This window comes from Paenibacillus sp. ACRRX (assembly GCF_022346885.1).
Classification (GTDB): domain Bacteria; phylum Bacillota; class Bacilli; order Paenibacillales; family Paenibacillaceae; genus Paenibacillus_B.
This window is the reverse complement of sequence record NZ_JAKRNK010000005.1, coordinates 398,692-421,047: the sequence shown is the minus strand read 5'-3', so window position 1 is coordinate 421,047 and position 22,356 is coordinate 398,692. Positions and strand designations below refer to the sequence as shown.

General features: G+C 46.6%; 18 protein-coding genes and 1 pseudogene. 12 read left to right on the top strand and 7 right to left on the bottom strand.

Features of this window, described 5'->3' with window-relative positions:
- Positions 1 to 574: 574 nt before the first annotated feature.
- A complete protein-coding gene (locus tag MH117_RS17395; RefSeq protein ID WP_239330562.1) occupies positions 575 to 1,120 on the bottom strand; it encodes a hypothetical protein in 546 nt (181 codons plus the stop codon).
- Positions 1,121 to 1,202: 82 nt separating this feature from the next.
- Here MH117_RS17395 and MH117_RS17390 point away from each other — a divergent pair, with 82 nt between their 5' ends.
- The 5 genes and pseudogenes from MH117_RS17390 to MH117_RS17360 all read left to right on the top strand — a co-directional run bounded on the left by MH117_RS17390 (position 1,203) and on the right by MH117_RS17360 (position 5,695).
- Positions 1,203 to 1,793: a TetR/AcrR family transcriptional regulator gene (locus tag MH117_RS17390; protein WP_239330560.1), complete on the top strand. Its 591-nt coding sequence runs from the start codon at positions 1,203 to 1,205 to the stop codon at positions 1,791 to 1,793.
- A gap of 378 nt (positions 1,794 to 2,171) precedes the next feature.
- A pseudogene (locus MH117_RS26855) lies at positions 2,172 to 2,758 on the top strand (LuxR C-terminal-related transcriptional regulator); the annotation flags it as partial.
- Positions 2,759 to 2,894: 136 nt separating this feature from the next.
- Positions 2,895 to 3,509, top strand: coding sequence for a CmcI family methyltransferase (locus tag MH117_RS17370; RefSeq protein ID WP_239330556.1), 615 nt, complete (start codon positions 2,895 to 2,897; stop codon positions 3,507 to 3,509).
- Positions 3,510 to 3,667: 158 nt separating this feature from the next.
- Positions 3,668 to 4,078: a hypothetical protein gene (locus MH117_RS17365; protein WP_239330555.1), complete on the top strand. Its 411-nt coding sequence runs from the start codon at positions 3,668 to 3,670 to the stop codon at positions 4,076 to 4,078.
- Positions 4,079 to 4,762: 684 nt separating this feature from the next.
- Positions 4,763 to 5,695: a macrolide 2'-phosphotransferase gene (locus tag MH117_RS17360; RefSeq protein WP_239330553.1), complete on the top strand. Its 933-nt coding sequence runs from the start codon at positions 4,763 to 4,765 to the stop codon at positions 5,693 to 5,695.
- Positions 5,696 to 5,759: 64 nt separating this feature from the next.
- Here the strand turns inward: MH117_RS17360 and abc-f are convergent, their stop codons facing one another.
- From abc-f to MH117_RS17345, 3 genes are all read right to left on the bottom strand, one after another.
- A complete protein-coding gene (abc-f, locus tag MH117_RS17355; RefSeq protein WP_239330551.1) occupies positions 5,760 to 7,796 on the bottom strand; it encodes a ribosomal protection-like ABC-F family protein in 2,037 nt (678 codons plus the stop codon).
- A 107-nt stretch (positions 7,797 to 7,903) separates the two neighbouring features.
- On the bottom strand, positions 7,904 to 8,062 hold the full coding sequence (locus MH117_RS17350) for a hypothetical protein (protein ID WP_239330549.1): 159 nt from the start codon (positions 8,060 to 8,062) through the stop codon (positions 7,904 to 7,906).
- A gap of 236 nt (positions 8,063 to 8,298) precedes the next feature.
- A complete protein-coding gene (locus MH117_RS17345) occupies positions 8,299 to 8,649 on the bottom strand; it encodes a hypothetical protein (RefSeq protein ID WP_239330547.1) in 351 nt (116 codons plus the stop codon).
- Between the two features lie 457 nt (positions 8,650 to 9,106).
- Here MH117_RS17345 and MH117_RS17340 point away from each other — a divergent pair, with 457 nt between their 5' ends.
- The 3 genes from MH117_RS17340 (at position 9,107) to MH117_RS17330 (ending at position 12,400) form a co-directional block, all read left to right on the top strand.
- Entirely contained in the window at positions 9,107 to 10,105 is a 999-nt protein-coding gene (locus MH117_RS17340; RefSeq protein WP_239330545.1) for a Gfo/Idh/MocA family protein, read from the top strand.
- Between the two features lie 125 nt (positions 10,106 to 10,230).
- Positions 10,231 to 11,208, top strand: coding sequence for a helix-turn-helix transcriptional regulator (locus MH117_RS17335; RefSeq protein WP_239330543.1), 978 nt, complete (start codon positions 10,231 to 10,233; stop codon positions 11,206 to 11,208).
- A 187-nt stretch (positions 11,209 to 11,395) separates the two neighbouring features.
- Positions 11,396 to 12,400 carry an ABC transporter substrate-binding protein gene (locus tag MH117_RS17330; RefSeq protein WP_239330541.1) on the top strand — a complete coding sequence of 335 codons (1,005 nt, stop codon included), beginning with the start codon at positions 11,396 to 11,398 and terminating at the stop codon, positions 12,398 to 12,400.
- 156 nt (positions 12,401 to 12,556) lie between these two features.
- Here MH117_RS17330 and bluB read toward each other — a convergent pair whose 3' ends face one another.
- On the bottom strand, positions 12,557 to 13,219 hold the full coding sequence (bluB, locus tag MH117_RS17325) for a 5,6-dimethylbenzimidazole synthase (protein WP_239330719.1): 663 nt from the start codon (positions 13,217 to 13,219) through the stop codon (positions 12,557 to 12,559).
- A 91-nt stretch (positions 13,220 to 13,310) separates the two neighbouring features.
- Here bluB and MH117_RS17320 point away from each other — a divergent pair, with 91 nt between their 5' ends.
- Positions 13,311 to 13,448 carry a hypothetical protein gene (locus tag MH117_RS17320; protein ID WP_239330539.1) on the top strand — a complete coding sequence of 46 codons (138 nt, stop codon included), beginning with the start codon at positions 13,311 to 13,313 and terminating at the stop codon, positions 13,446 to 13,448.
- On the opposite strand, the gene MH117_RS17315 is transcribed toward MH117_RS17320, so the two are convergent.
- Positions 13,449 to 15,647 (bottom strand): acyltransferase family protein, encoded by a 2,199-nt coding sequence (locus MH117_RS17315; RefSeq protein WP_239330536.1) that lies wholly within the window; start codon positions 15,645 to 15,647, stop codon positions 13,449 to 13,451.
- A 419-nt stretch (positions 15,648 to 16,066) separates the two neighbouring features.
- Between MH117_RS17315 and MH117_RS17310 the strand changes: the two genes are divergently transcribed.
- The 3 genes from MH117_RS17310 to MH117_RS17300 all read left to right on the top strand — a co-directional run bounded on the left by MH117_RS17310 (position 16,067) and on the right by MH117_RS17300 (position 21,796).
- On the top strand, positions 16,067 to 18,520 hold the full coding sequence (locus tag MH117_RS17310; protein ID WP_239330533.1) for a glycosyl hydrolase family 18 protein: 2,454 nt from the start codon (positions 16,067 to 16,069) through the stop codon (positions 18,518 to 18,520).
- A gap of 313 nt (positions 18,521 to 18,833) precedes the next feature.
- Positions 18,834 to 20,738: an S-layer homology domain-containing protein gene (locus MH117_RS17305; RefSeq protein ID WP_239330531.1), complete on the top strand. Its 1,905-nt coding sequence runs from the start codon at positions 18,834 to 18,836 to the stop codon at positions 20,736 to 20,738.
- A gap of 128 nt (positions 20,739 to 20,866) precedes the next feature.
- On the top strand, positions 20,867 to 21,796 hold the full coding sequence (locus MH117_RS17300; protein WP_239330529.1) for a manganese-dependent inorganic pyrophosphatase: 930 nt from the start codon (positions 20,867 to 20,869) through the stop codon (positions 21,794 to 21,796).
- A gap of 174 nt (positions 21,797 to 21,970) precedes the next feature.
- Here MH117_RS17300 and MH117_RS17295 read toward each other — a convergent pair whose 3' ends face one another.
- Positions 21,971 to 22,300, bottom strand: a complete 330-nt coding sequence (locus tag MH117_RS17295) for a helix-turn-helix domain-containing protein (protein ID WP_239330527.1) — start codon at positions 22,298 to 22,300, stop codon at positions 21,971 to 21,973.
- Between the last annotated feature and the right edge of the window lie 56 nt (positions 22,301 to 22,356).

Here is a 22,356-nt window from a genome sequence, read left to right as displayed (position 1 = left end):
ATTTGTTCACTCAAAGCAACATATGTGTAGAAACATGATGAGTTACTGTTATAAATGAAAATCCATTAATGTACACTGTCAAAAGGACATTGGAAACTTTGACGAAAGAAAATAAAGTAATCTTTCAGTCTAATACTCTATTTTTGGTTTTCCATTTTTTAATGATTCAAAGTCATGAGATTGTCTAAAACTTATTTCGCGGAGGTTGCTGCGATTTTTCGTACTCAAGAATCGCAGCAACTCAACGCCCTGTAAGGAAAGTGCGGGTCGCTATTTACATTCAACAAAATTTAACAAAAAAGAACACCCTTTAGGATGTTCTTGGAATAAACACATATTACAACATTACCTCTTATATGGCACAAAGATAGGAATTCAAGCCCACATAATATATCCCTGTGCAGGGACGTATCCAATAGCAGGATTGTGAGATCCAGGATTATGTGAGACGGGACCACCCCAAGGTTGTGGCTGAGGACTATCAGGCCCCATGAATGCGGCTGTGTAAATACTCCACCGACAGGTACCGGTTCATCAATACCTTCATCATCATCGAAGTCAAATAAGCAAGGGATTATTGCTGCAGCTTTTCTTTGGGCCATAGCGTATAACTGAAGCTCCAAATAAAGTCAATCAACAGGATGATCGTCCAGGAGCGCGCCGTTCCGAGCATCGTATCCGTTGCAGTTGGGCGGTCAACGATCCATATGATGCTGCCCAATAAGGCGGTACCAATCGCCCATGCTAGCACGTGTCGATACCAGCCAAGCCGTTCTTTCTTGGCACGTGAGGGGTGGGGTTGTCTGGACGGTTGAGCCGGGCGCTGGAATCCTTCACCGAATAAGTGGATGAAGCGATTGTCCGCCCATTGTACCATACTCTTGCCGAAGGCAATTGTTGCTCCGACGTACACCGCAGCCAAGCTGTGGAACACATTGGCCTCAGCACCGTTACGAAGATCAATGACCGTAAATACGATTAATAATACATCAATGATTGGCGTGCACAGCAGTAAAACAGCACCTAATGTGGGCTGCTTTAATTTATATCTGACGAACAAACCTAACAAAATAAATACCCAAAATCCGATTTCACAAGCCAGTATGAGCCAACCAATCATAGTTCCACTCCTTTTTAACACAACTGTATTTTTTAATTTAGCACGAGTGTATTAAAAAGACAACATCTGTTATACTGAGAGCATGCCTAAAATTGTAGATCATAACAAACAAAAAGAAAAATTAGCGGAAGCTACTTGGAGAGTCATCCTGCGAGATGGACTGGAACGCGCATCGGTGCGTAACATTGCGTTGGAAGCGGGCATATCCGCAGGCTCGATGCGTCATTATTTCTCCACCCAGTCTGAGCTGTTGGCTTTCTCGATGCGGCTTGTCTCCCAGCGGGTTAAGACCAGGATCAGCAGCATCCAATATACAGGGGAATTGATGGCGGATATTCAGCAGCTGCTCTGCGAAATTCTGCCTATGGATGAAGAACGAAGCGCGGAAATGGAGGTATGGTTTGGCTTTACAGCCAAAGCGCTGGTAGATCCGACTCTTCATGCGCTGTGCAGCGAGGTATACGATGAGCTCAGACGGGTAATCTCAAGTGTAATGGAAGCCTTGAGCAAGTCAGACTTGTTGCGTGAGGGGTTAGACCTTGAGATTGAAACGGAGCGCTTGTATGCCGTTATCGACGGTTTGGCGGTGCATGCTGTAGTGATGCCCAGCCGTCTGAACCCGGAGATGATCAGGTCGGTGATCGCTGCACATCTGCGATCTCTGTGCAAATGATCCGGATATATAAGCACCCAAGTATAGAAGGGGTTGCTATTGCATCATGCAAACAGCTATAAAGCCGTCAGATCCACATTGATAAGTGGATCTGACGGCTTTGTTGTTGTTTATTATGGCTCGTATCTCTTGAGTGGGGTATTTTTCAAGCTTCTGTTCTTATGATACAAAACTAGTACACCCTGCACAGGAGGAGACAAATTAACGTATACGGGATGCTATTTTAAGTAAAGCGGCAACAGCAGTGTGCTACCTGAAGGCTTTATCCAGCTGCGCACTGGCTTCCTGCCTGAACAAAGGCTGTTTGGCACGGTAATGGACAGAGCCACCCGATTTCACCGCCGTATCAGGATCAACATGCGGGAGCATCCAGATCTGCAAGTAGCAGGCCTTGCAGAAGATGGGGAACAGGTGATTGAGCGATGCCGAGAGTTGGAGCCTTATGTCGTACTGATGGACATGGATATGCCGAATAAGGATGGGTTGGTGGCTAACCGCATGATTAAACAACAGTGGCCGGGTACGCGCATTTAATTTTGACTGCATTCCCAGACACTAATCTGGCAGTGGAAATCATGCGGAGCGGGGCAGATGGTTATTTACTCAAATCAGGTGAACCACGTGAGTTGGCAGATACGATTCGTCTTGTATATCGGGGCGGGATGGTCCTGGATCAAGACTTTGCAAACAAACAGGTGAATCAGATTCACTCCAGTCAAGGGACGGAGACTCCATTAGACTCAATTACTGCGCCTGCAACGTAAGTGCCAGGTTACGATCTGACCCCGCGAGAAGTGGAGATATTAAAGCTATTGTCCAAAGGTATGCGGTATAAGAGTATTGCGTCCGCTTTATATCTGTCCGATGGAACGGTAAGAAACTACGCGTCGGCCCTGTACCTTAAGCTTGGCGTACGTAATCGGGAAGAAGCAATACATAAAGCCTTGGAAGCAGGTATTGTCTAGGCGTATAGAAGAGCGGATTTTGACCCTGCCATAGTGGATCAGTCCGAACAAGCTATTCTATTGAAGCATTTAATGTAGAATCTTGGGATGGAAGGTTCGTCTTGGGAAACCACGACAGCGCGAAGGGGGCGCAGGCATGTTTGATTTTATGACACCGTTCTATTTACATTACTATAATAGCCACGCATGGATGGATACTTATTGGATGGGGCATCCCGTATATAAATGTCCATTGGATTTGTTTCTGTATCAGGAGATTCTCTTTAGCGTAAAACCAGACGTTATTGTGGAGTGCGGAACCAATCAGGGTGGGAGCGCACTGTACTTGGCCCATATGTGTGATCTCATGAACAAAGGGCGAATCGTTACCGTAGATATTGTAGAAGTCGAACGGCCCAAGCATGACCGCATTACTTATCTAACCGGAGATTCGGCTTCGGTTGATACATTAAATCGTGTTAAACCATTCATTAATCCAGGGGATGTCGTATTGGTCATTTTAGATTCCGATCACACGGAGCAGCATGTCTATAAGGAATTAATGCTGTATCATCAACTGGTTACGGTAGGAAGTTATATCATTGTGGAAGATACAATTGTAGGTCACCCTGTTATTCCTGAGCTGTTGCCTGGACCGATGGAAGCGGTAGGACGATTCCTGCCTGATCACGGTGAATTTATTATCGATATGAACAAGCATAAATTTCATCTAACGTTTAACCCAAATGGTTATTTGCTGCGAGTGAAGTAAGATATCAATTGTTGATAGGCAGCAGGTGAATGAGAAGGGGGCTGGTAAAGCCTTCTTCTTTTTTGATTTGCGAATGGTCTATCCGTTTTACTAATAGAGGGTATACTATAGATAAGTACTGTTATTTTACTTTTACATGGAAAGAGGTTCGATCATTGATGTCAACCATTCACACATTATCTCATCAGGCCAGACCTAGCCTGGGGGTGTCCATAAACAAGTACGTTAAGGAAGTACAAGGCACAATTTATAAGCCTTACACGGAAGCAGAAGTGGAGCGAATCACTACAAAGGTGAAGTTGTTCTACGAATACAGCAAACCGACCAAGCAAACGGCATATTACGCGGAAATAAAAGGGAAACTCAGCGATCCACAATTTATGATGGATTTGACGGAAGAAGTGAGGCGCTTCCTTGATAACCGTCCAACACAAGCACGATACGATGAGTACATCCTTTTGTGCACGCAGCATCAGTTAACACCCAAGGTGATAGCTAATAAGCAGAAACTAGAAGCCAGAATAGACAAGATTATCAGTACAAACGGTGAAACACAGGATATCAAATGAATATGAGTCAATGCCTGCTCTACTAGTCATCGAAAATATTCAGAGTGGTGCTGTACCTGAGAGTACGGCACCTTATTTGCGTATGTGAATGTGAGACTGCTACCTACAACTTACGTTTCGAAACGATAATTTATGCCCAATTGTTTGCCCTAGGCCGAAGTAATGGTCGGAAATTATAGAGTAAGGGTTCCATTCTTCAACAAGAGGTGAATGCAGAAATTGCTATGTGCAGGAGAAGCTGTGATTGTGGATACCGCCGTCCTGAATGCAGAAATATAAATTGTGCAATCCAGCCATTCGTGGTAAGCTATTTGTAATTTTTAGGAACGGAGGGTTCATGTAATGGCATTTTACAGATTCCGATTGAACGCTATTCGCAATTAATTGCATAGTGCTTATAATTCTGCCGTGTGCAGGATATCGGGATAGGTATGTCTATTGACATGAATTCTTATCATAAATGGATAGGTCTTCAACGTTGAGAAAAGCTAGGAGAGTCGAGCATGGAACTTGCGGCGTGGCTGTGTATGTGGCGCAGCTGTGTTCTATTTGCTCTAACTTCATGGTTTCAGTCATGAAATGAATGACTTTATTCCGGTATACCTGCGCACAGACAGAAGTGTTTGTGCTTTTTGTGTTGTTTTTGGACCATAAACAGGTATGAATTTAGAGGAGAGTGAACTTATGACGTCGATGAATCCCGATAAAATAACGAATTTGCTGCAGCTTGCAGAGAAGCATGGCTTAAAGTTGGATGCTCATACGATCAACATAAATGAATCTGGAATGGATTTTCTCGTCGGCTTTGCAAATGATGAATCCGGCAAGGCGTGGGTACTAAGAGTGCCGCGCCGTGAAGATGTGTTGGAACGTGCTGGCTATGAAGGGGACGTACTGGCATTAGTGAGTCGCCATTTGCCAATTGCTGTGCCGCAATGGCGTATTCATACAGCTGAACTTATAGCTTACCCAATGCTAGAGGGGACCCCCGCAGGCACCATAGATCCGGAAGCGCGTCAATATGTGTGGCACATCAATCCGGAGGCGTTAAAACCAGCATTTATCGAATCGCTAGCTCAGTCGCTGGCAGCTGTGCACAGTATCGATCATCAGGAAGCTGCTGCGCGAGGTATCCGGGTACTAAGCCCTGAAGAGGTGCGAACTTCGCTGATCAAGCGTATGCAGGAGATCAAGCAGAAGATTGGCGTCTCGAATGAGTTATGGCAGCGCTGGCAGGCTTGGACAGGTGATGACTCTTATTGGCCGCAGCATTCAGCGCTTATCCATGGGGATATGCATGCAGGACACATACTGGTAGATGCTGAGGAGCGTGTAAGCGGGTTTATTGATTGGACGGAGGGGCAAGTAGGTGATCCTGCAGCTGACTTCAAGTTGTGTCTGGCTACGTTTGGCGAGGATGTGCTTGCAGAAGTGATCGCACAGTATGAAGCGGCAGGTGGTCGCGTCTGGCCTCGCATGCGTGATCACATCATCGAGCTGTGGGCCGCATATGCAGTAGATGTGGCGGCATTTGCTTTGTTGACTGGAGATGAGGCGACGCTGGATATGGCGCGTTCGCTGCTAGGTGTAAACGATCAGGAACAGTCAGAGAGTTAGTCTCAGGAAACATGCTGTGAACGGACAAAGGTCGAGCAGCCATATAGCTGCTCGACCTTTGCATTTATTGTTCCTCTAATGCATGCATCCACTGCTCATACAACGGTTCTAGATGAGCTTGCATCATTTCGCGCTCGTTGTGAAGAGCCGCAAGCTTACCCGCATCCGAAGCGAGGGTGGGGTTCAGCATCGCTTCGTCCAGCTCACGCAACGACTGCTCCAGGGAGTGGATGTTCGCCTCTAATTGAGTTGCGTCCACCTTACGGGAGCGATTGCTGCCTACTGACTTCGTTTCCGTATAGGAAGGCATATCGTCATTTTTGTTCATTTCTCGCGCACGAGCAGAATCATTGGCAGCTTTAGCACTGCTATTGTTAATCCCATAGGTGCGCTGCTGCGAATGCGGTGTACGTGCGTTTTCCACTCGGTTGTAACCTGACGGCTCACTATTGCTGCTGCTAGGGTAATGCTGGTGCACATTCAGTTCATGCTTTGCCTTGTAATCCTCGTAGTTGCCGTGCACAGTCACCAACTTGCCTTGCTCCAGCGACCATATTTTCTTCGCTAACCGATTCATAAAGTAGCGGTCATGTGATACGGCGAGCAGTGTTCCTGGGAAATCTTCGAGTGCTTCTTCCAATGCTTCTCGCGAATCGATGTCCAAGTGGTTGGTCGGCTCATCCAGTACAAGGAGGTTCGGCTGCCGATGCATAAGCAGCGCAAAACGGAGCCGACTCCATTCACCGCCAGACAGATTGCGTACCTTCTTAAAGACATCTGAGCCGCAGAAGAGGAAGCTGGCAAGGCGGCCTCGCGCTTCGCCTTCTTCTATACCAACTTCGGTGCGATAGTAAGACAGCACGGTAGCGTTCTCCTCTTCGGGTGCACTCTCCTGCGCCAAGTAACCAATATCAACACGAGAGCCAAGGCGAATTTCACCTTCATCGGGACTCTCCATTCCCAAAATGCATTTGAGCAGCGTGCTTTTGCCTGACCCGTTATTTCCAATTAGTGCCACCTGTTCGCCATAACACAGCAGCTCACTGGCATTTCTGAATAACACACGGTCTTCATAACCTTTGCCAACACCGTCCAGCGTTAATACTTGCACGCCAGATCTATCGCGCTGCTGCAAATTCAGCTCGATAGACTTCCGCTCTAATATCGGACGTTTTAACTTGGTCATCCGATCAAGTGCTTTTTGCATGGAGGCGGCTCGGCGGTGAAATTTCGATGCATCGGCACGGTTGCCCCATTCGATCAACTGCTTAATTGCCTCCTGCATTTGTTTGATCTTCTTTTTCTGTTCTTGATAATCCGCGAATTGTTGAAGAAGACGAGCTTCCTTTTCCTGCTGGAATCCAGAGTAATTAGTATGATAAGTGAAGGCTTCGCCATCCTCAAGCTCAATGATCTTGGTGACTACCCGATCAAGAAAATACCGATCATGCGAGATGATGATAACAGTTCCCGCGTAAGATTGGAGAAACTGCTCCAACCAGTCAATTGCCATCATATCCAGGTGATTGGTCGGTTCGTCCAGCAGCAGCAGCTCTGGTGATGCAAGCAGCATCGCGGCCAGTCCGATCTTGGTTTTCTCCCCGCCTGATAAAGAGCGGAACGGACGCATGAATTGGGATTCAGGGATACGCAAACCGCCTGTTACTTTACCAATCCGAGCTTCAATTTCATAGCCTCCGGCTCTTTCAAAACGCTCTTGCAGCTCTCCATATTGCTGCAGCTTCTGCTCTAACATGCCACTGCCTTGACTGGGATCAGCCATCTGCTGCTCCAGTTCACGCATGCTCGCCATCCACTGCATCGGCTCATGGAAAGCTTGATTCAGCACGTCACTAACGGTGTCGTGTTCACCACATTGAGGAACTTGCTCCAGATAGCCGATTCTCGTACCTTTACGAATAGAGAGCTGTCCAGCGTCAGGCTTTTCGCTGCCATTCAAGAGATGAAGCAGTGTTGTTTTGCCCGAGCCGTTGCGGCCGATAAGCCCCACACGTTCGAACTCGTTTATTTCGCAGGTGACATCCAGCAGAATAGACTGGGCGCCAAACCCCTTTTGGATTTGTTGGCATTGAATCATCATTTATATCTTCCTCTCTGATGACCCTAGCTGTCGCTGCCTGCTTGAGGATAATACAAAAAGACCGCAAGGACATGTCCTCGCGGCCTTCGGATTGTAAAATTTGTCCGTTAAGGCAGTGACAGGATGGTCATTTCGCTAAAATGTGATATTCGGTTCGAATTGCTGGAAATGGACACACGTATCCCGTTCATAATGGAATCATGGAAAATTCCTAGCAATTGCGAACGAAGCGCACTCAATAGCTCAGCCATTACATTTAATTGCATCCTGTCACACCTCCCTCTAATAAATATATAGCTACACGTTACCATAGACTGGATAATAAATCAAGAACTCGGGGACTAATACCGACTTCTTCACGTATCATCAGATGTGCTGTGCGTTATTCGCATGCACACAAAAAAAAGCGCCACCTTAATTGCGCAAGTTGTCTTGTTTATCATCTGTTATTTTTAAAGCAGATAGATTATATAAGTGATCTAATTTATGCAATAGAGACTTACTAGTCCTCTTGTTCCACAAGCTTAACAGTAGCTTGAGGCTTGATGCCGAATGCAGAACCATCCAACGCCTTGATGTTAAGTTGCAGATCGTGCATATAAGTTTGAATCGTCTGCATGAGCTTATGCTTGATTTCTTTCATAATGTCTTGCACATGATCTGTCGTACAAAATACCGAGCAGGTTAGTGAGCCATTTACATAGTGTTTGGATTCCTCGATAATTTGATTCATTTTTTCTTTAAAGATACGTTTGACGACTGGACCTTCCTCTGACTTTATTTCATAGTAACGATTGGTTTCGATTAAGAGCTTCCACTCCGAAATGTCGAAGTCTAGCTTGTCCTTATGCAAGGACCCTGTAATTTTAACAATTTTCATATCAGACTGACTCACTTTATGAATACCCTCTTTACCCAATAATAATTTAATGGTATAAATTTTTTCTTTCAAGCGTATAACCGTAAACAATTAGATAAAGATTTTATCATAATTTAGCAAGCTTACAACAGATAAAGATGAATTTCAGCAAATACAGGGACATTGTCACCTATTTGTAGCAGAAACTTTAGGTATATTTTAGAATTGAAAGAAATAATAACAAATATTATTCCCGTTCAAGCTCTGATTCTTGCCGGATGTTAATATTTAACTACGCTAACAAATGCAATTACAGTATGATTTAGGGGGTGAAAGCCGTTTGTTTGAGGAAAACACAGCAGTAAAGACAACAGGCTGTATTCAAACATCTAGAAGTTGTATTCCTTATCTGGGATTCAGGAAGTCTATTTAAGAGAGGCAGGGAAAATGGATGACAGTACCTAAAATTAAAATGGCCATCGTGGGATTGGGTCATATGGGACATTATATGATTCGCTTGGTTCAAAATGTGGAGTACAACCAGCATATTGCGTTAATCGCGATCTGTGAGTCCAATGAGCAGTCTCGGCGAGAGTGCCAAGAGCAGTATCCTGAGTTGGAATACTTTGCTGATTACGAAACTTTGCTAGCGGAATCGGATCTAGACTTGCTTTACGTGGCAGTACCACCAGCCTATCATCACGACGTGGTGATGGCTGCACTGGAGAAGCGGATTCACGTCTTCTGTGAAAAGCCTCTTGCTAATAGTTTGGAAGAGGCAAAGCGTATGCTGGATAAGGCGAAGGAAGTGAACGTTGTGCATGCCATCCATTTCTCGCTTCCCCATGAACCGACAATGCGTACACTCAAGCAGAAGTTGGATAACGATCAAATTGGCGTCATTCGCAAAATTGAGCTTGTCTGGCGATTCCCAAGCTGGCCGCGGAGTTGGCAGCACAATTCGTGGATCTCATCCCGAAAGCAAGGTGGATTTGTGCTGGAAGTGGGCGTGCATTGGATTCATGTCATTCAAAAATTATTCGGAAAAGTCACTCATGTCCAGAGCGAATTGGAACTGTCAGAACAAGCAGATTGCTGTGAGATCGGTGTGGAAGCCAAGCTTCGATTGGCTGACGGGACACCTGTATCCATCAACGGTATGGCAGGATTTGCAGGTGAAGAACGGGTGTCAATGATTGTCCACGGGACAAGCGGTACACTTGCTATCGAGAACTGGGCGCAGCTGCTGGAAGGTGAGATCGGGCAGCCGCTTCAAGTAAGTGTAATAAATGAAGGGACAGATCATGCGGTATTCCATTATGTGCTGCAGGCAATCAAAGGCAATATGTCCCCATTATTTGACTTCCAGGACGGATATGATGCTCAAGTAGTGCTGGAGGCACTGCGCCATCCGGCATCTGCGGATTGGGTAGATATACGAGAGGCATAATTGCAGCTAGGAAGCACATTGATTGCTGGAGCTCCTTATTTTATAATAGCTATAATTTTGAGAATTGTTCTCAATTATGGAATGTGAAATAAGGAAATCCAATATGGCAGCAGAGGTACACGTTAATGGCAAGTACAGGATATCATGATATTTATACGCAATATTGGCGAGGCCTCCAACTGAAGCCTCAACTCCACCTTGCTGACAGTTCCATGACACTTTGTAATCCTGTAGGAGCGGGAGTTATTCGACGTCTGTCGACAAATACGAAGTTGGAAATTGTACATTCGGATTACCGCCTATCCCGATTGCAGGATGTATATGTAACATCTGAAGCGGCGATGGTGGAGCTGAGTATCTGTTTACAGGGAGCAGGACAGGTCAATGTGTCTGGGGAACGGCACGACATATGTGAAGGAACTTGTTATTTACACTTTATGAAGCAGTTTGATGCAGTGTTTGAATACGATAATCGAGTACCTATGCGTTCATTAGCTATCGGTATCCCTCTTGTGGAGTTCAACCGGCTCATGGGTGAGGGAACGGCTGGACGGACTATGGACTTTGATCGGATAATCGGATCACAATCTTTCCGCAAGTTTGAACTGCCGATAAATACAGCCGCCGCCCATATCGTCCGTCAGATGCTTGAATGTCCATATGAGAAAGCTGTACGCAGAATGTATTTGGAAGGCAAAGCTTTGGAGCTGCTGGCTAACTACATGCATACCTTTCTATTCGACAGTGAGGAGCATACTGCTGCTGCAAAGTTGAGCAAGCGGGACATGGATAAGGTGAAGGAAGCCGCTCAAGTGCTGCTCTATCATATGGAAAGTCCACCTTCGCTGCTGGAACTGGCACGAATTGTTGGACTGAATGATTTTAAGCTTAAACTTGGCTTCAAAGAGTGCTTTGGAACGTCCGCATATCGTTACTTGCGTGATAAGCGATTGGAACAAGCCATGAACTTACTAAGGAAAGGCGATGTTAATGTAACACAAGCGGCGGGATTTGTAGGGTACGCCAATTTGAGTCATTTCACAGCCATATTCCGCGGGAAGTTCGGGCTTAATCCTTCCGAGGTGCTGCGTCAGCGCAGATAGACGGACGACTATAATAACAACAGTTTAACGCCACACATTTATGTGCTGGCGTTATTGCTGTGTATACAATCCGCCAAATAAATCCGCTATACGGTATTGTTATCCGTTCCCCGTTAGAAATATCTGGTGAGGAGGCGTAAGATGACACTTATGTAAATGAGAATGGTTATCATAGGAGGGGTATTGGATGAAGTTTGGTAGAGCAGGAGTTGTATGGATGACGACAATTATACTGTCGATCTCACTACTTGGCTGCGGTGCGGAGTCGGAGTCAGCAAAGGGGCAGAATGACAATCCAACGAGCGGCGTGGCTGCATCTGGAGGGACGAGTGGACAGGTAAGCACTTCGACACGTGTGATCCAGGATGCTAAAGGAGAAGTTAAAATTCCACTTCATCCACAGCGAATCGCTGACATTTCTGGCTCAACAGAAGAACTGCTGATTTTGGGACACAAGCCTATCTTAACGGGCAACACAGATATGGGCGATCCTAAGCAGGTGACACCTATTTTGCAGGAAAAGCTTGGTACAGATGTTCAGATCGGCGGCTGGTTTCAGACGCCTGTGAATATCGAAGCGATTGCCGCAGCAGATCCAGATCTAATCTTGGCAGGGCCAACACAGAGCGAACTGTACGAGGAATTGCAAAAGATTGCTCCGACTGTACGGGTGCCTTATGGATTTAATGCTTTTCGTGAGCGATTTGCTTTTGTGTCAAAGGCATTGGATAAAGAGCAAGCGATGAGTGACTGGCTCAAACAATACGATAACCGAGTGGAGCAGCTTCGCAGCCAGATTAAAAATGTGACAAAGGAAGCGACGTTTGCGGTGATTGAACCGACGGCAAAAGAAATACGGATTTATTCCAGCACAGGAGTGGCAGAGTTGTTATTTGAAGATCTATTGCTGCCTAAAGCGCCAGGCACACCTGATCCCGACGGTTGGGGCGGCAAGGTGACAAGCCTTGAAGGGCTGTCCACGCTTAATCCGGATCATATTGTCCTAATGTCCGATAATGAGCATAACGTATTAGAAGACAGCAAGCTTTGGACGGGACTTAAGGCGGTCAAAAGTGGATATGTGTATCGACTGACGACACGGCAAAATTATAATGAGGCCTTTACGGCGCTTGGCAAGCAGGCGGTATTGGAGCAGGTGGCTGGACAGATATTACATCGAGCGCAGCCCTAGCTAGCTGAGCTCGAATAGTGGAGTTGTAATGAACCTTGTACAGGGACTGTGCTGAGACGTGAATGGATCGCGGTGAGACAGTCCCTGTAGGTTCGTAATTAGGGTCACTTGGTCTTAAACGGGTCACTCATTTGATCAATATGGAATGACATGCGTTTATTCCAAGCTGGTTGGCTGTCCCCATTTGGTATCGTAAATTAATTTATTTAACTCTCTTCTTTTCTCCCAATTATATGCCTCAAGCAGCGGACGTTCTGGATAATCTTCCGTATAACCGATCGAAATGAGCGCTGTTGGATCAATATGAAGCGGGATGTTTAAAATGCGGCGAATGTCGGGCTTCTTGTAGAAGCTGACCCATCCCATAGCCAAGCCCTCAGCATAAGCGGCCAGCCACATGTTTTGGATGGCGCAACTGACGGACATAATATCAGTTTCAGGAATCGAGTTGCGACCAAGCACGTGATCGCCTCCGCGCGAAGGATCGCAGGTGATGCATACGGTTACCGGAGCCTCCAATATACCCTGGATTTTGATCTCCATAAATTTGGTGTCGCGATCGGTACCCTCATAGTGGATCGCCAAGGCGCGGCGCTCACGGTCCACAACTTCGGCCAGCTTTGCTTTTGTTTCGTCATCCTTAATCACAATAAAATTCCAAGGTTGCATAAAGCCTACGGAAGGTCCGTGATGGGCGGCTTCCAGCAGTTTCACCAATAGATCATCAGACACGGGCTGCTTTAAGAAAGTACGGATATCTCTGCGGTTGTATATGGCTTTGTAAACGCCTTCTTTTTCTTGGTCAGACAGTCTATTCATCGTCATGCGTCATACTCCTCTTCTTGTGAATGTGGTAGAGCTTATACACAGATCCAATTAACATACATCCATTATACCGCACAAGTTACTTGTGCTGCGAACGTCACGGCACAATCACAAATCTTGGGAAGAGCACCTAGATAGAGCGCAGCCGAAGACTAGGCCAAAGCAAATGCTGCAATTACTGGACAGTACTGGCCTGAAGCATCTGCTGCTTGGTGTTCTATAATTAGAAATAGGGCCTGCCATATATGGTATGGACAGCCCCTATGATGGATTGCTCAACAAGTAATTTGCTATTCTTCACTGCCTGTTGTTTTTCTAGCGCTGCTTCGGTAGTAGCTGACTCCATTTGAGTGGAGAGCGTCGCCTTCGGTGCCTTATTATCCTCTGCAGATACGACATTTTCTTGTAACGAATAGTAATCTGCCTCAGGCTTTGACACCGACTTAACTGCTTGAGCCAGTAACGAGGCGTATGCTTTAGCCCCTTTGGGACGTAAATGTGTCGCGTCAGGTTCAAAATAGGCGTCTTTATTGGCGCTCGCGCTGTACCAATCGACTAAAGTAATGTTCGGATGAGTCGCCGCAGAATTGGCCAAGTAATCGTTAACTTGACTTTCCCACTTACGCGGCACACGTATATTTACGAGTATGATCTGATCAACGCCTTCAAGAGAGGCGATCAGCGTATCAAGCTGTTTCTTACTAAATACACCATTAGTGCCTAGGGCGATAATGACACAATCACCGAGCTTCCCTTCGTGCTTTAGCGAGCTGAGCACATCATCAGCAGCAGACATCTGTCTGCCAATCTTAGCATTTACAAGGGTTCCAGGGAGCAGCTTAGTCAGATCGGCAGCTACATCCAGCATCACCGAATCCCCAATTGCACTCACCGACCAGCGTTGTTTTTCATCGATAGTCCCATTTGGGACGGATCGAATTGGATGCTCGCTAACAGGTTTATTTCTATTGGTACCCTCTGCAGTAGGCGATTTGGTTTTATTCGAGCCTGCAGGGTCAGAGTTATGACCTAGAGCTGAGGTTTTGTCGAGCTGCGCGGATGTATTAGCTGACTTGCCCTTATGCTCTATCTGCGCTTCCTGTGCGTGCTTGCCAGACATTGCATCTGGCACCTGACGTTTAGGCTGCACTATTGCAGCGTGATCGGCCGATTCCTTTTTGTCCTGCTCAGCAATGGCAGCTTTGACCTGAGACAGATCACTCATCCCGACAAAGAAGAGCGCAAGCAGCAGGACACAGCAGACAGAAGCCATCCACTGCTTCCATGAGAGCAGGCGCCAAGACCATTTGCTCACCCGGAATTGCTGCCACAACGTGGAAATGATGCCATTCTGAATTGGTCGTTCTATATATCGCCATGACAAGGCGGCGAGCAGCACGCTTGCAGACACCTGCACAATGGCGCGGACGGCATCGAAGCCATTCGTATTTACGACAGGACTAGTCAGCATAATGACTGGATAATGCCATAGGTAAATACCGTAAGATCGTAGACCGATCCACTTTAGCGGCTTCCAGCCTAACAGCTTGCTCAAGCGGCTTGCTGGATGAGCAAGTGCTGCAATTGCAAGTGCGCTGGCTGCCGATAACAACACAAACCCGCCACGATACAGGAAATCGTCGTATTCACTAATACTCCACATCATATAGAGTATCGTTGTTAGCCCTACAGCACCTGCGATATCCAGCATCCATCTCGCCTTAAATGTTATATTGTCCTTAAGTCGGCGACTGGGCCAGATGATGGCAAGGGCAGCACCAATCAGCAGCGCGAATACTCGCGTGTCTGTGCCGTAATAGACACGGCTTGGATCGGCTCCCGGCTCATACAGCCAAGCCATCGCGATGGCTGAGGCGGACGCTGCTATTGTAATCCACGTTACCATCTGTCCACGCTTTGGGGCGAACTTTAACCCCACAACCAACAGGATTGGCCATACCAAATAAAATTGTCCCTCTACGGCCAGTGACCATAAGTGAAGGAAAGGCGAAGGCGGTCCAAAGCTCTCGAAGTACGATACATGATGGAAAATAAGCCACCAGTTGTTGCCGTATACGAAAGTTGACCAGATATCCCCACGCAGCGGTGCTAGTCGCGAAGGCTCAAATACAGTTAGCCAAGCAACGCAAAGGACCAACATGACAACGAGCGCAGGAAGAAGTCTGCGAAATCTGCGTATCCAGAATGTATGCAGATCAAGGCTGCCGCGTTGCTGTTTACCAGCCAGGAGCAGGTCCGTAACCAAGTAGCCGGATAAAACAAAAAATACACCAACACCTAAAAATCCGCCTTGAGCCCAATCCAGATTCAGGTGATAGGCGATAACGGCAATGACTGCGAGCGCTCGAAGACCGTCCAGGGCAGGCATATAGCGGCTGCTGCCTTGTCGAGGCTCAGGCATAGTGAATGCCCCCTATATGTGTTTTGACAAGGTTAATTAATGACACTGATACATCTTTACTCGTGTGAGGCTTGTTGCATACCCAATTCATTTCATGATGTCCTCTCCATGTTGTGGTAAACCTCTATAACTATATCGAACAGCTTATATATGTATCGTTACAAAGCTGTGTCAATTAAGACTCAATTTCGTTATATTCATAGTTTCTAGTTATGTAAAACGTAATGCCTTATGTATCATTTACGCGCGCAAGAATGGAGAAGTTGTTGTGGGGAGATATGGAAATGATAGCGTACAGCTGGTGCGAAAAGCTTGATTGCTTTGGTTCTAAAATAATTTTGCTAAAGTTTTTCTAAAATCAAAAAGCACTAATATAAATGAAAGGGGTTTAACAATTAAGGATAAGGGAGGATGAAATAGTGAACAGAAATGGTTGGATCAACTTCAATATAAGTTGGAAAAGGGGGTGGTCATTAATATTAACGCTGTGCCTCTTGTTGTCTTTATTTTGGCCTTGGGCAGGAGAATCAGCTGCAGGAGCAGCGGCAGATACCAGCTACAAGTCTGTCGGGTATTATACAGACTGGGCCACCTATGATCAAAATTATCAGGTTGAGCACATCGATGCCAGTAAGCTGACGCATCTGAATTATGCATTTGCCGACATCTGTTGGAATGGCATCCACGGTAACCCGTCAAATGCACCGGATAATCCGAACAAGCAGACGTGGCCTTGTAAAAACAGTGGAGTTCCTACACAGAAAGGAACGGTTCCGAATGGAGCGATTGTACTCGGTGACCCTTGGGCAGACGTCAATAATAGCGATGGTGTCCCCCTTGAATGGGAGCTGTGCGAGAAAGGGCAGTGCGGCAACTTTTATAAGCTGAAGCAGTTGAAAGCAGCTCATCCACATTTAAAAATCTTGTTGTCCGTTGGCGGATGGTCGTGGTCCAATCGCTTCTCCGATACAGCGGCTGACCCCTCGGCACGCCAGAATTTTGCTAATTCAGCAGTAACTATTATTCGAACTTATGGATTTGACGGCATTGATATTGACTGGGAATACCCGGTTGAAGGGGGCTTAAGCGGCAATAACAGCAGGCCTGCCGACAAGCAGAATTTCACTTCACTCCTCCAAGAAACACGCAACAAGCTTAATGCGGCAGGGACTGCCGACGGACGTGCGTATCTCCTGACCATTGCAACCCGTGCTAATTCTTCTTATTTGAATACAACCGAAATTACTCAAGTAGCCAATCTTGTAGATTGGATGAATATCATGACCTACGACTTCCATGGGGATTGGGAAAAGCGGACGAACAACAATGCCCCCCTATACAGTGATCCTCGTGATCCGGACAACAACAGCGGTTTTAACGTAGATTACGCTATTCATGCGTATAAGCAAGCTGGTGTGCCTAGCGGCAAGATTGTACTCGGGCTAGCGTTATATGGGCGTGGCTGGAAAAATTGCGCTCCAGGACCTGGGCAGGACGGTCTTTACCAGAGCTGTACGCCCGACTTTAACGGTAACTATATTCCAAGGGGAACTTGGGATACGTTTGAGACGGGAGCAACGGGAATGTTTGATTATGGGGATTTAAAGGTGAATTACATGAACAAGAATGGATATGCTCGTTATTGGAATGATGCCGCGAAGGTTCCGTACCTGTACCAAGCCAGCACGGGCACCTATATCAGCTATGATGACCTGGATTCAACTAGTTACAAGACTGCTTACATGAAGAGCCAAGGGCTTGGCGGGGCAATGCTGTGGGATTTAAGTTTGGATTGTCACACAAGTCCCAAATACCAATGTGCAGGTGAATCGCTGCTTGGCCGTGTAGCCAGTGATCTTGGCATCGTACCTTCCGGCAGCGATCTATTGCCCCCTACTACGCCATCCAACTTGTCGGCTAGTTCGATCACAAGTGTGTCGACCAAATTATCCTGGAGTGCTTCCCAGGACAACGTTGGTGTGAGTGGCTACGATGTATACAACGGTACGGTGTTAATCGGGACAGCAAATGGCATAACATACACGGTGAGCGGCTTGTTACCAGATACAACTTACACGTTTAGTGTGAGGGCGAAAGACGCAGCAGGCAACGTATCGCCTTCTAGCAGCTCTGTGGCAGTGCAGACACTTCCGGCTTCGTCGGATACATCACCGCCCACGGCTCCCAAGACGCTAACATCCTCAAGCGTCACGGATAGTAGCGTTACCCTCGCTTGGAGCGGAGCGACGGACAATGTGGGCATCGCAGCTTATGAACTATACAATGGCAGCGCGCTTGCTGCAACGGTTACTGACACGACTTACACGTTAATTGGCCTAGCGCCCAATACATCGTACAGCTTTCAAGTGAAGGCGCGGGACGCAGCAGGAAATGCGTCACCGCTCAGTAAGAAGCTGACGGTTAAGACGCTTGCGCAGAATGATACACAAGCGCCAACCCCACCAGCTAATGTCACGGCTGCAGGGCATACGGATACCACGATTACGCTTTCGTGGAGCGCTTCTGCGGACAACGTTGGCGTGACTGGATATGTAGTCATGGTAAATGGGGCTGCGGCTGCTGTGACATCGGGCACGGGTACATCATATACGTTAACAGGTCTGGCGCCGTCGACGAACTATACGATTTCGGTCGCAGCCAGAGATGGGGCAGGCAACAAGTCGGCGGGCAGCCCGGCTATTACGGTCACGACTGATCCAGTGCCAGTCGGTGGGGCATGGGCACCTAATAAGGCATATGCGGTCGGCAATGAAGTGACCTATAACGGTGTAACGTATGTCTGCAATATTGCCCATACCTCGCTTGTAGGGTGGGAGCCTCCTGCAGTCCCGGCACTTTGGAAGAAGAAGTAGACTACCGGATAGGATGTGGCTTGTTAGGCATCTACTCCAAAATGAGAGTATGCTTGCTGCATGAATTCCCTGGAAGAAGTAAGCGCGTGACTTAAATCCTTAAACCCTAAATAGTTTCGTGTACAGAGGCCAGCTGGGGGAAGATGCCGGCTTGGCCTCTTTTATGGCAAAAAGCTTGTCCTTAGGGTGGAATAGAGAACATCGTATTACTCGCTCCTGATTTTATCCACTAGTCGGATAGGAAATGCTCTCAGCTTATGATAGAGTGAAAGCAGATTCATATCTTATACTAGCTGCAGGAGTTGAAAGCTTGATGCGTGGTAGAAGGGATCAAATGCGGGATAGACGTTTACTTCGAATAGGTTGCGTATGTTTAAGCACCTTGCTGACAGCAGCTATAATGGTCGGCATATGGCATGGAGAGATTGCATCAGCCGTAAGTGAAGGTGATGTGCAGGTCAGTGTGGCTGCGCGCAGCAAGGAAGAAATCAGGCAGCGTTGGCTTGCCTACAAGCCGATGGCGGCAGGGAATGAGTACATGGCTGGACTTCATATTTACGAGAAAGAGCCTAAGATGACACAGCCTTATGAACCGGGCATAGTGAAGCGGGAATATATTAAAGATGGTATAAACGCCGTAAACTTTGTCCGATACTTGTCCGGATTGCCGTATGATGTGCAGCCCGAATGGGGCCTTCAGGATCAGGCACAGGCGGCAGCTTTGGTTAATGCGCTAAATAATGAGCTTACACACTATCCTTCAAGACCCGAAGGTATGGAGGAGGAACTCTTTCGACTAGGTTATAAGGGGACAACCACAAGTAATCTGTATGCCGGAAGTCCGAATTTTTATGCTAGTGTATTGGGCTACATGTCTGATAGTGATACGTCAAACATCGATCGGGTGGGCCATCGGCGCTGGATTATAAACCCTGCGATGTCTAAAACGATGTTTGGTATGGTCAATAGATCAAAGAGTGGGTTTGATTACCCTTATTCTTCTATGTATGCCTTTGATCGCAGTCGTGCGGCGTCAGAAGTCAGTTATGATTATATAGCATGGCCTTCTGCGCATTATTTCCCGATTGAAATGTTTAACTCGCATGACGCTTGGTCGGTATCTTTGAATCCTGAGAAATATGATAATACCAAGCTGGATCAAGTGGAGGTTACGATTACGCGTACTGCCGACGGGAAGTCATGGACTTTAGACAAGGAACATAAAGACAAGAAGGGCAGCTACTTTAACATCAACACGGGTGGTTTTGGCATACCGTTCTGCCTTATTTTCAGACCAGAAGGACTACCCGAGTTATCTGACACTGACACCTACAACGTACATATTAAGGGGTTATTTGACCGTAAAGGAGCCCCTGTGGAAATAGAGTACGAGACTGCTTTTTTTGATATGATACCAAACGCAAAGGTGTACACAGGAGATTATGTCCGCCTTACTCAAGGAGAAGGTTTTCAGATCAAATATACGTTATCTCCAGCAGATGCTGCTGCGACGGGAATGATGTTTGAGAGCAGCAATCCTAACATCGTGGCTGTGGATTCATCCGGTCGTATAAAAGCGCAGCAAGTGGGTTCTGCTACAGTGACGGTGAAGTCTTATTTGCAGCCGGATACAAGCATTCGTTTTCAAGTCAATCCAGCCGATCCCAAGGACAAGGTAAGCGCCTGGGCGCTGAATGATTACAATCTCGCGAAGAACAGCGGCATCGTAGACACCAATTATGACAGAGATTATCGCAAGCCTATGGATCGATACGGTTTTGCCTTGATGGCAGTTCATGTCGCTGAGTCCAGCTTGGGGCGGCCGCTGCCTACCGGACCATCACCGTTCGAAGATACGACAGACCCATGGATAGCCAAAGCTTATCATTTTGGAATCATTAAAGGAACCTCAGCTAAAACGTTCTCCCCATGGAGCAATATATCTAGGCAGGAAGCTGCGGTACTGCTGCTTCAATTGTATTCCAAGCTTGACCAGGCGGTGGCTGTACATTCGGAGGAAAGGCCTAGCAGACAAGCGGTGTTTGCCGATGACAAGCGAATAGCACCGTGGGCAGCTGCAAGTGTATATGGAGCTGTCGATCGGGGGTTGCTGCAAGGTGTCGGAGGCAACAAGTTTGCGCCACTTGAACTGTTAACAAGAGAGCAGACATTTGTCATCTTACAACAGGTATTGTCGAAGTTAAGTGAGGAAAAATAATGAAAAAGAAGCACCTTATTCCTACTAAAGGCATAGGAATTAGTTCTGGTTTGCGTTATAATCTTGATTGTAATTGCTTTTGTAAGGTATACTTTTCTCGCCAAAATAATGTTTAAGGGGATAAGAGAATGGAAAAAGTACTTATTTTCGGACATAAAAATCCAGACACAGACACGATTTGCTCCGCTATTGCTTATGCGGACTTAAAGCAGCAACTTGGTTACGACGCAGAACCGGTACGTCTCGGTACCGTGAACGGCGAAACTCAATTCGCGCTGGACACGTTCCAAGCAGAAGCACCACGTCTTGTAGAGACGGTGGCTAATGAGGTCAAAGGGGTTATTCTTGTTGACCATAACGAGCGTCAGCAAAGCGTTAGCGACATTGATCAAGTTCAAGTGCTAGAGGTGATTGACCATCACCGTATCGCGAACTTTGAGACAAGCGCGCCTTTATACTATCGCGCAGAGCCTGTTGGCTGCACAGCAACTATCTTGAAGAAGCTCTATAAAGAACACGGTGTGGAGATTAAGAAGAACGTGGCTGGCTTAATGCTGTCCGCTATCATTTCGGACTCGCTGTTGTTCAAATCCCCGACATGTACGCCTGAAGACGTTGCTGCGGCTCGCGAGCTGGCAGAGATTGCTGGTGTGGATGCTGAGCAGTACGGATTGGATATGCTCAAAGCTGGTGCAGACGTTAGCAGCAAATCGATTGCAGAGCTGATCTCACTGGACTCGAAAGAGTTCACAATGGGCAGCGCGAAGGTCGAGATTGCACAAGTAAATGTCGTAGACATTAACGATGTCTATTCCCGCCAATCAGACATTGAAGCGGCTTTGTCTGACATTATTGCGACCAAGGGCTTGGATTTGTTCGTATTTGTGGTAACTGACATTTTGAACAACGATTCCGTAGCACTTGCGCTTGGCGCTTCCGCTAACGCAGTTGAGAAAGCATACAACGTTACCTTGAGCGACAATAAAGCGCTGCTGAAGGGTGTTGTATCTCGCAAGTCACAAGTTGTTCCTGTGCTGACAGAAACATTCAAGAACTAATGTATAAGCTGGAAGAGAAGGCTGTTTCCCATTGTGGATACAGTCTTCTCTAGCGAAAAGCACATGATCCTGCTGAGCTCCACATTCGGGTTATGGAGCAATTATATGAATAAAAGAGATGAGTTTTTAGAGTGGTCATTCCTTTTGAGAGGGGCCACTTTTTCGTATGCATTTTTATTTCGCTTTATGATGTACAAATGAATGCAGCAACGATACAAGAGCTTCTTTTTGGGATTCATTTATTTCGTGGAACAAGCGTATGAATTCGGTTTCATTTTCTCGCAAAGAGGGAGTATTTTCTATCATTTCTTCTACGGTTAGCAGTGCACTAATGTTTATACTTAAGGCTTTACACAATTTAATTAAGGTATCGATCTGGGGTGAGCGGTTGTCGTTCTCGATGTCGCTAATCGTGGATTGTGTAACACCTGATCTTTTAGAAAGTTCTGTAGATGTGAGCCCCTGCGCATGACGGATGTTGCGAAGTTTCTCGCCAATTTTCAAAGCTCATTCCTCCTTATCGTCATTCTTTCCAACTATCCAACCGTTATAGTAATGAA

Excerpts from the sequence above, each read along its gene's own strand:
- MH117_RS17370 (WP_239330556.1), top strand. The coding sequence starts at position 2,895 with ATGTTTGATTTTATGACACCGTTCTATTTACATTACTATAATAGCCAC.
- MH117_RS17340 (WP_239330545.1), top strand. The coding sequence starts at position 9,107 with ATGACAGTACCTAAAATTAAAATGGCCATCGTGGGATTGGGTCATATG.
- MH117_RS17315 (WP_239330536.1), bottom strand. The coding sequence starts at position 15,647 with ATGCCTGAGCCTCGACAAGGCAGCAGCCGCTATATGCCTGCCCTGGAC.
- MH117_RS17390 (WP_239330560.1), top strand. The coding sequence starts at position 1,203 with ATGCCTAAAATTGTAGATCATAACAAACAAAAAGAAAAATTAGCGGAA.
- MH117_RS17395 (WP_239330562.1), bottom strand. The coding sequence starts at position 1,120 with ATGATTGGTTGGCTCATACTGGCTTGTGAAATCGGATTTTGGGTATTT.
- MH117_RS17360 (WP_239330553.1), top strand. The coding sequence starts at position 4,763 with ATGACGTCGATGAATCCCGATAAAATAACGAATTTGCTGCAGCTTGCA.
- MH117_RS17305 (WP_239330531.1), top strand. The coding sequence starts at position 18,834 with ATGCGTGGTAGAAGGGATCAAATGCGGGATAGACGTTTACTTCGAATA.
- MH117_RS17335 (WP_239330543.1), top strand. The coding sequence starts at position 10,231 with ATGGCAAGTACAGGATATCATGATATTTATACGCAATATTGGCGAGGC.
- MH117_RS17300 (WP_239330529.1), top strand. The coding sequence starts at position 20,867 with ATGGAAAAAGTACTTATTTTCGGACATAAAAATCCAGACACAGACACG.
- MH117_RS17350 (WP_239330549.1), bottom strand. The coding sequence starts at position 8,062 with ATGCAATTAAATGTAATGGCTGAGCTATTGAGTGCGCTTCGTTCGCAA.
- bluB (WP_239330719.1), bottom strand. The coding sequence starts at position 13,219 with ATGAATAGACTGTCTGACCAAGAAAAAGAAGGCGTTTACAAAGCCATA.
- abc-f (WP_239330551.1), bottom strand. The coding sequence starts at position 7,796 with ATGATGATTCAATGCCAACAAATCCAAAAGGGGTTTGGCGCCCAGTCT.
- MH117_RS17365 (WP_239330555.1), top strand. The coding sequence starts at position 3,668 with ATGTCAACCATTCACACATTATCTCATCAGGCCAGACCTAGCCTGGGG.
- MH117_RS17330 (WP_239330541.1), top strand. The coding sequence starts at position 11,396 with ATGAAGTTTGGTAGAGCAGGAGTTGTATGGATGACGACAATTATACTG.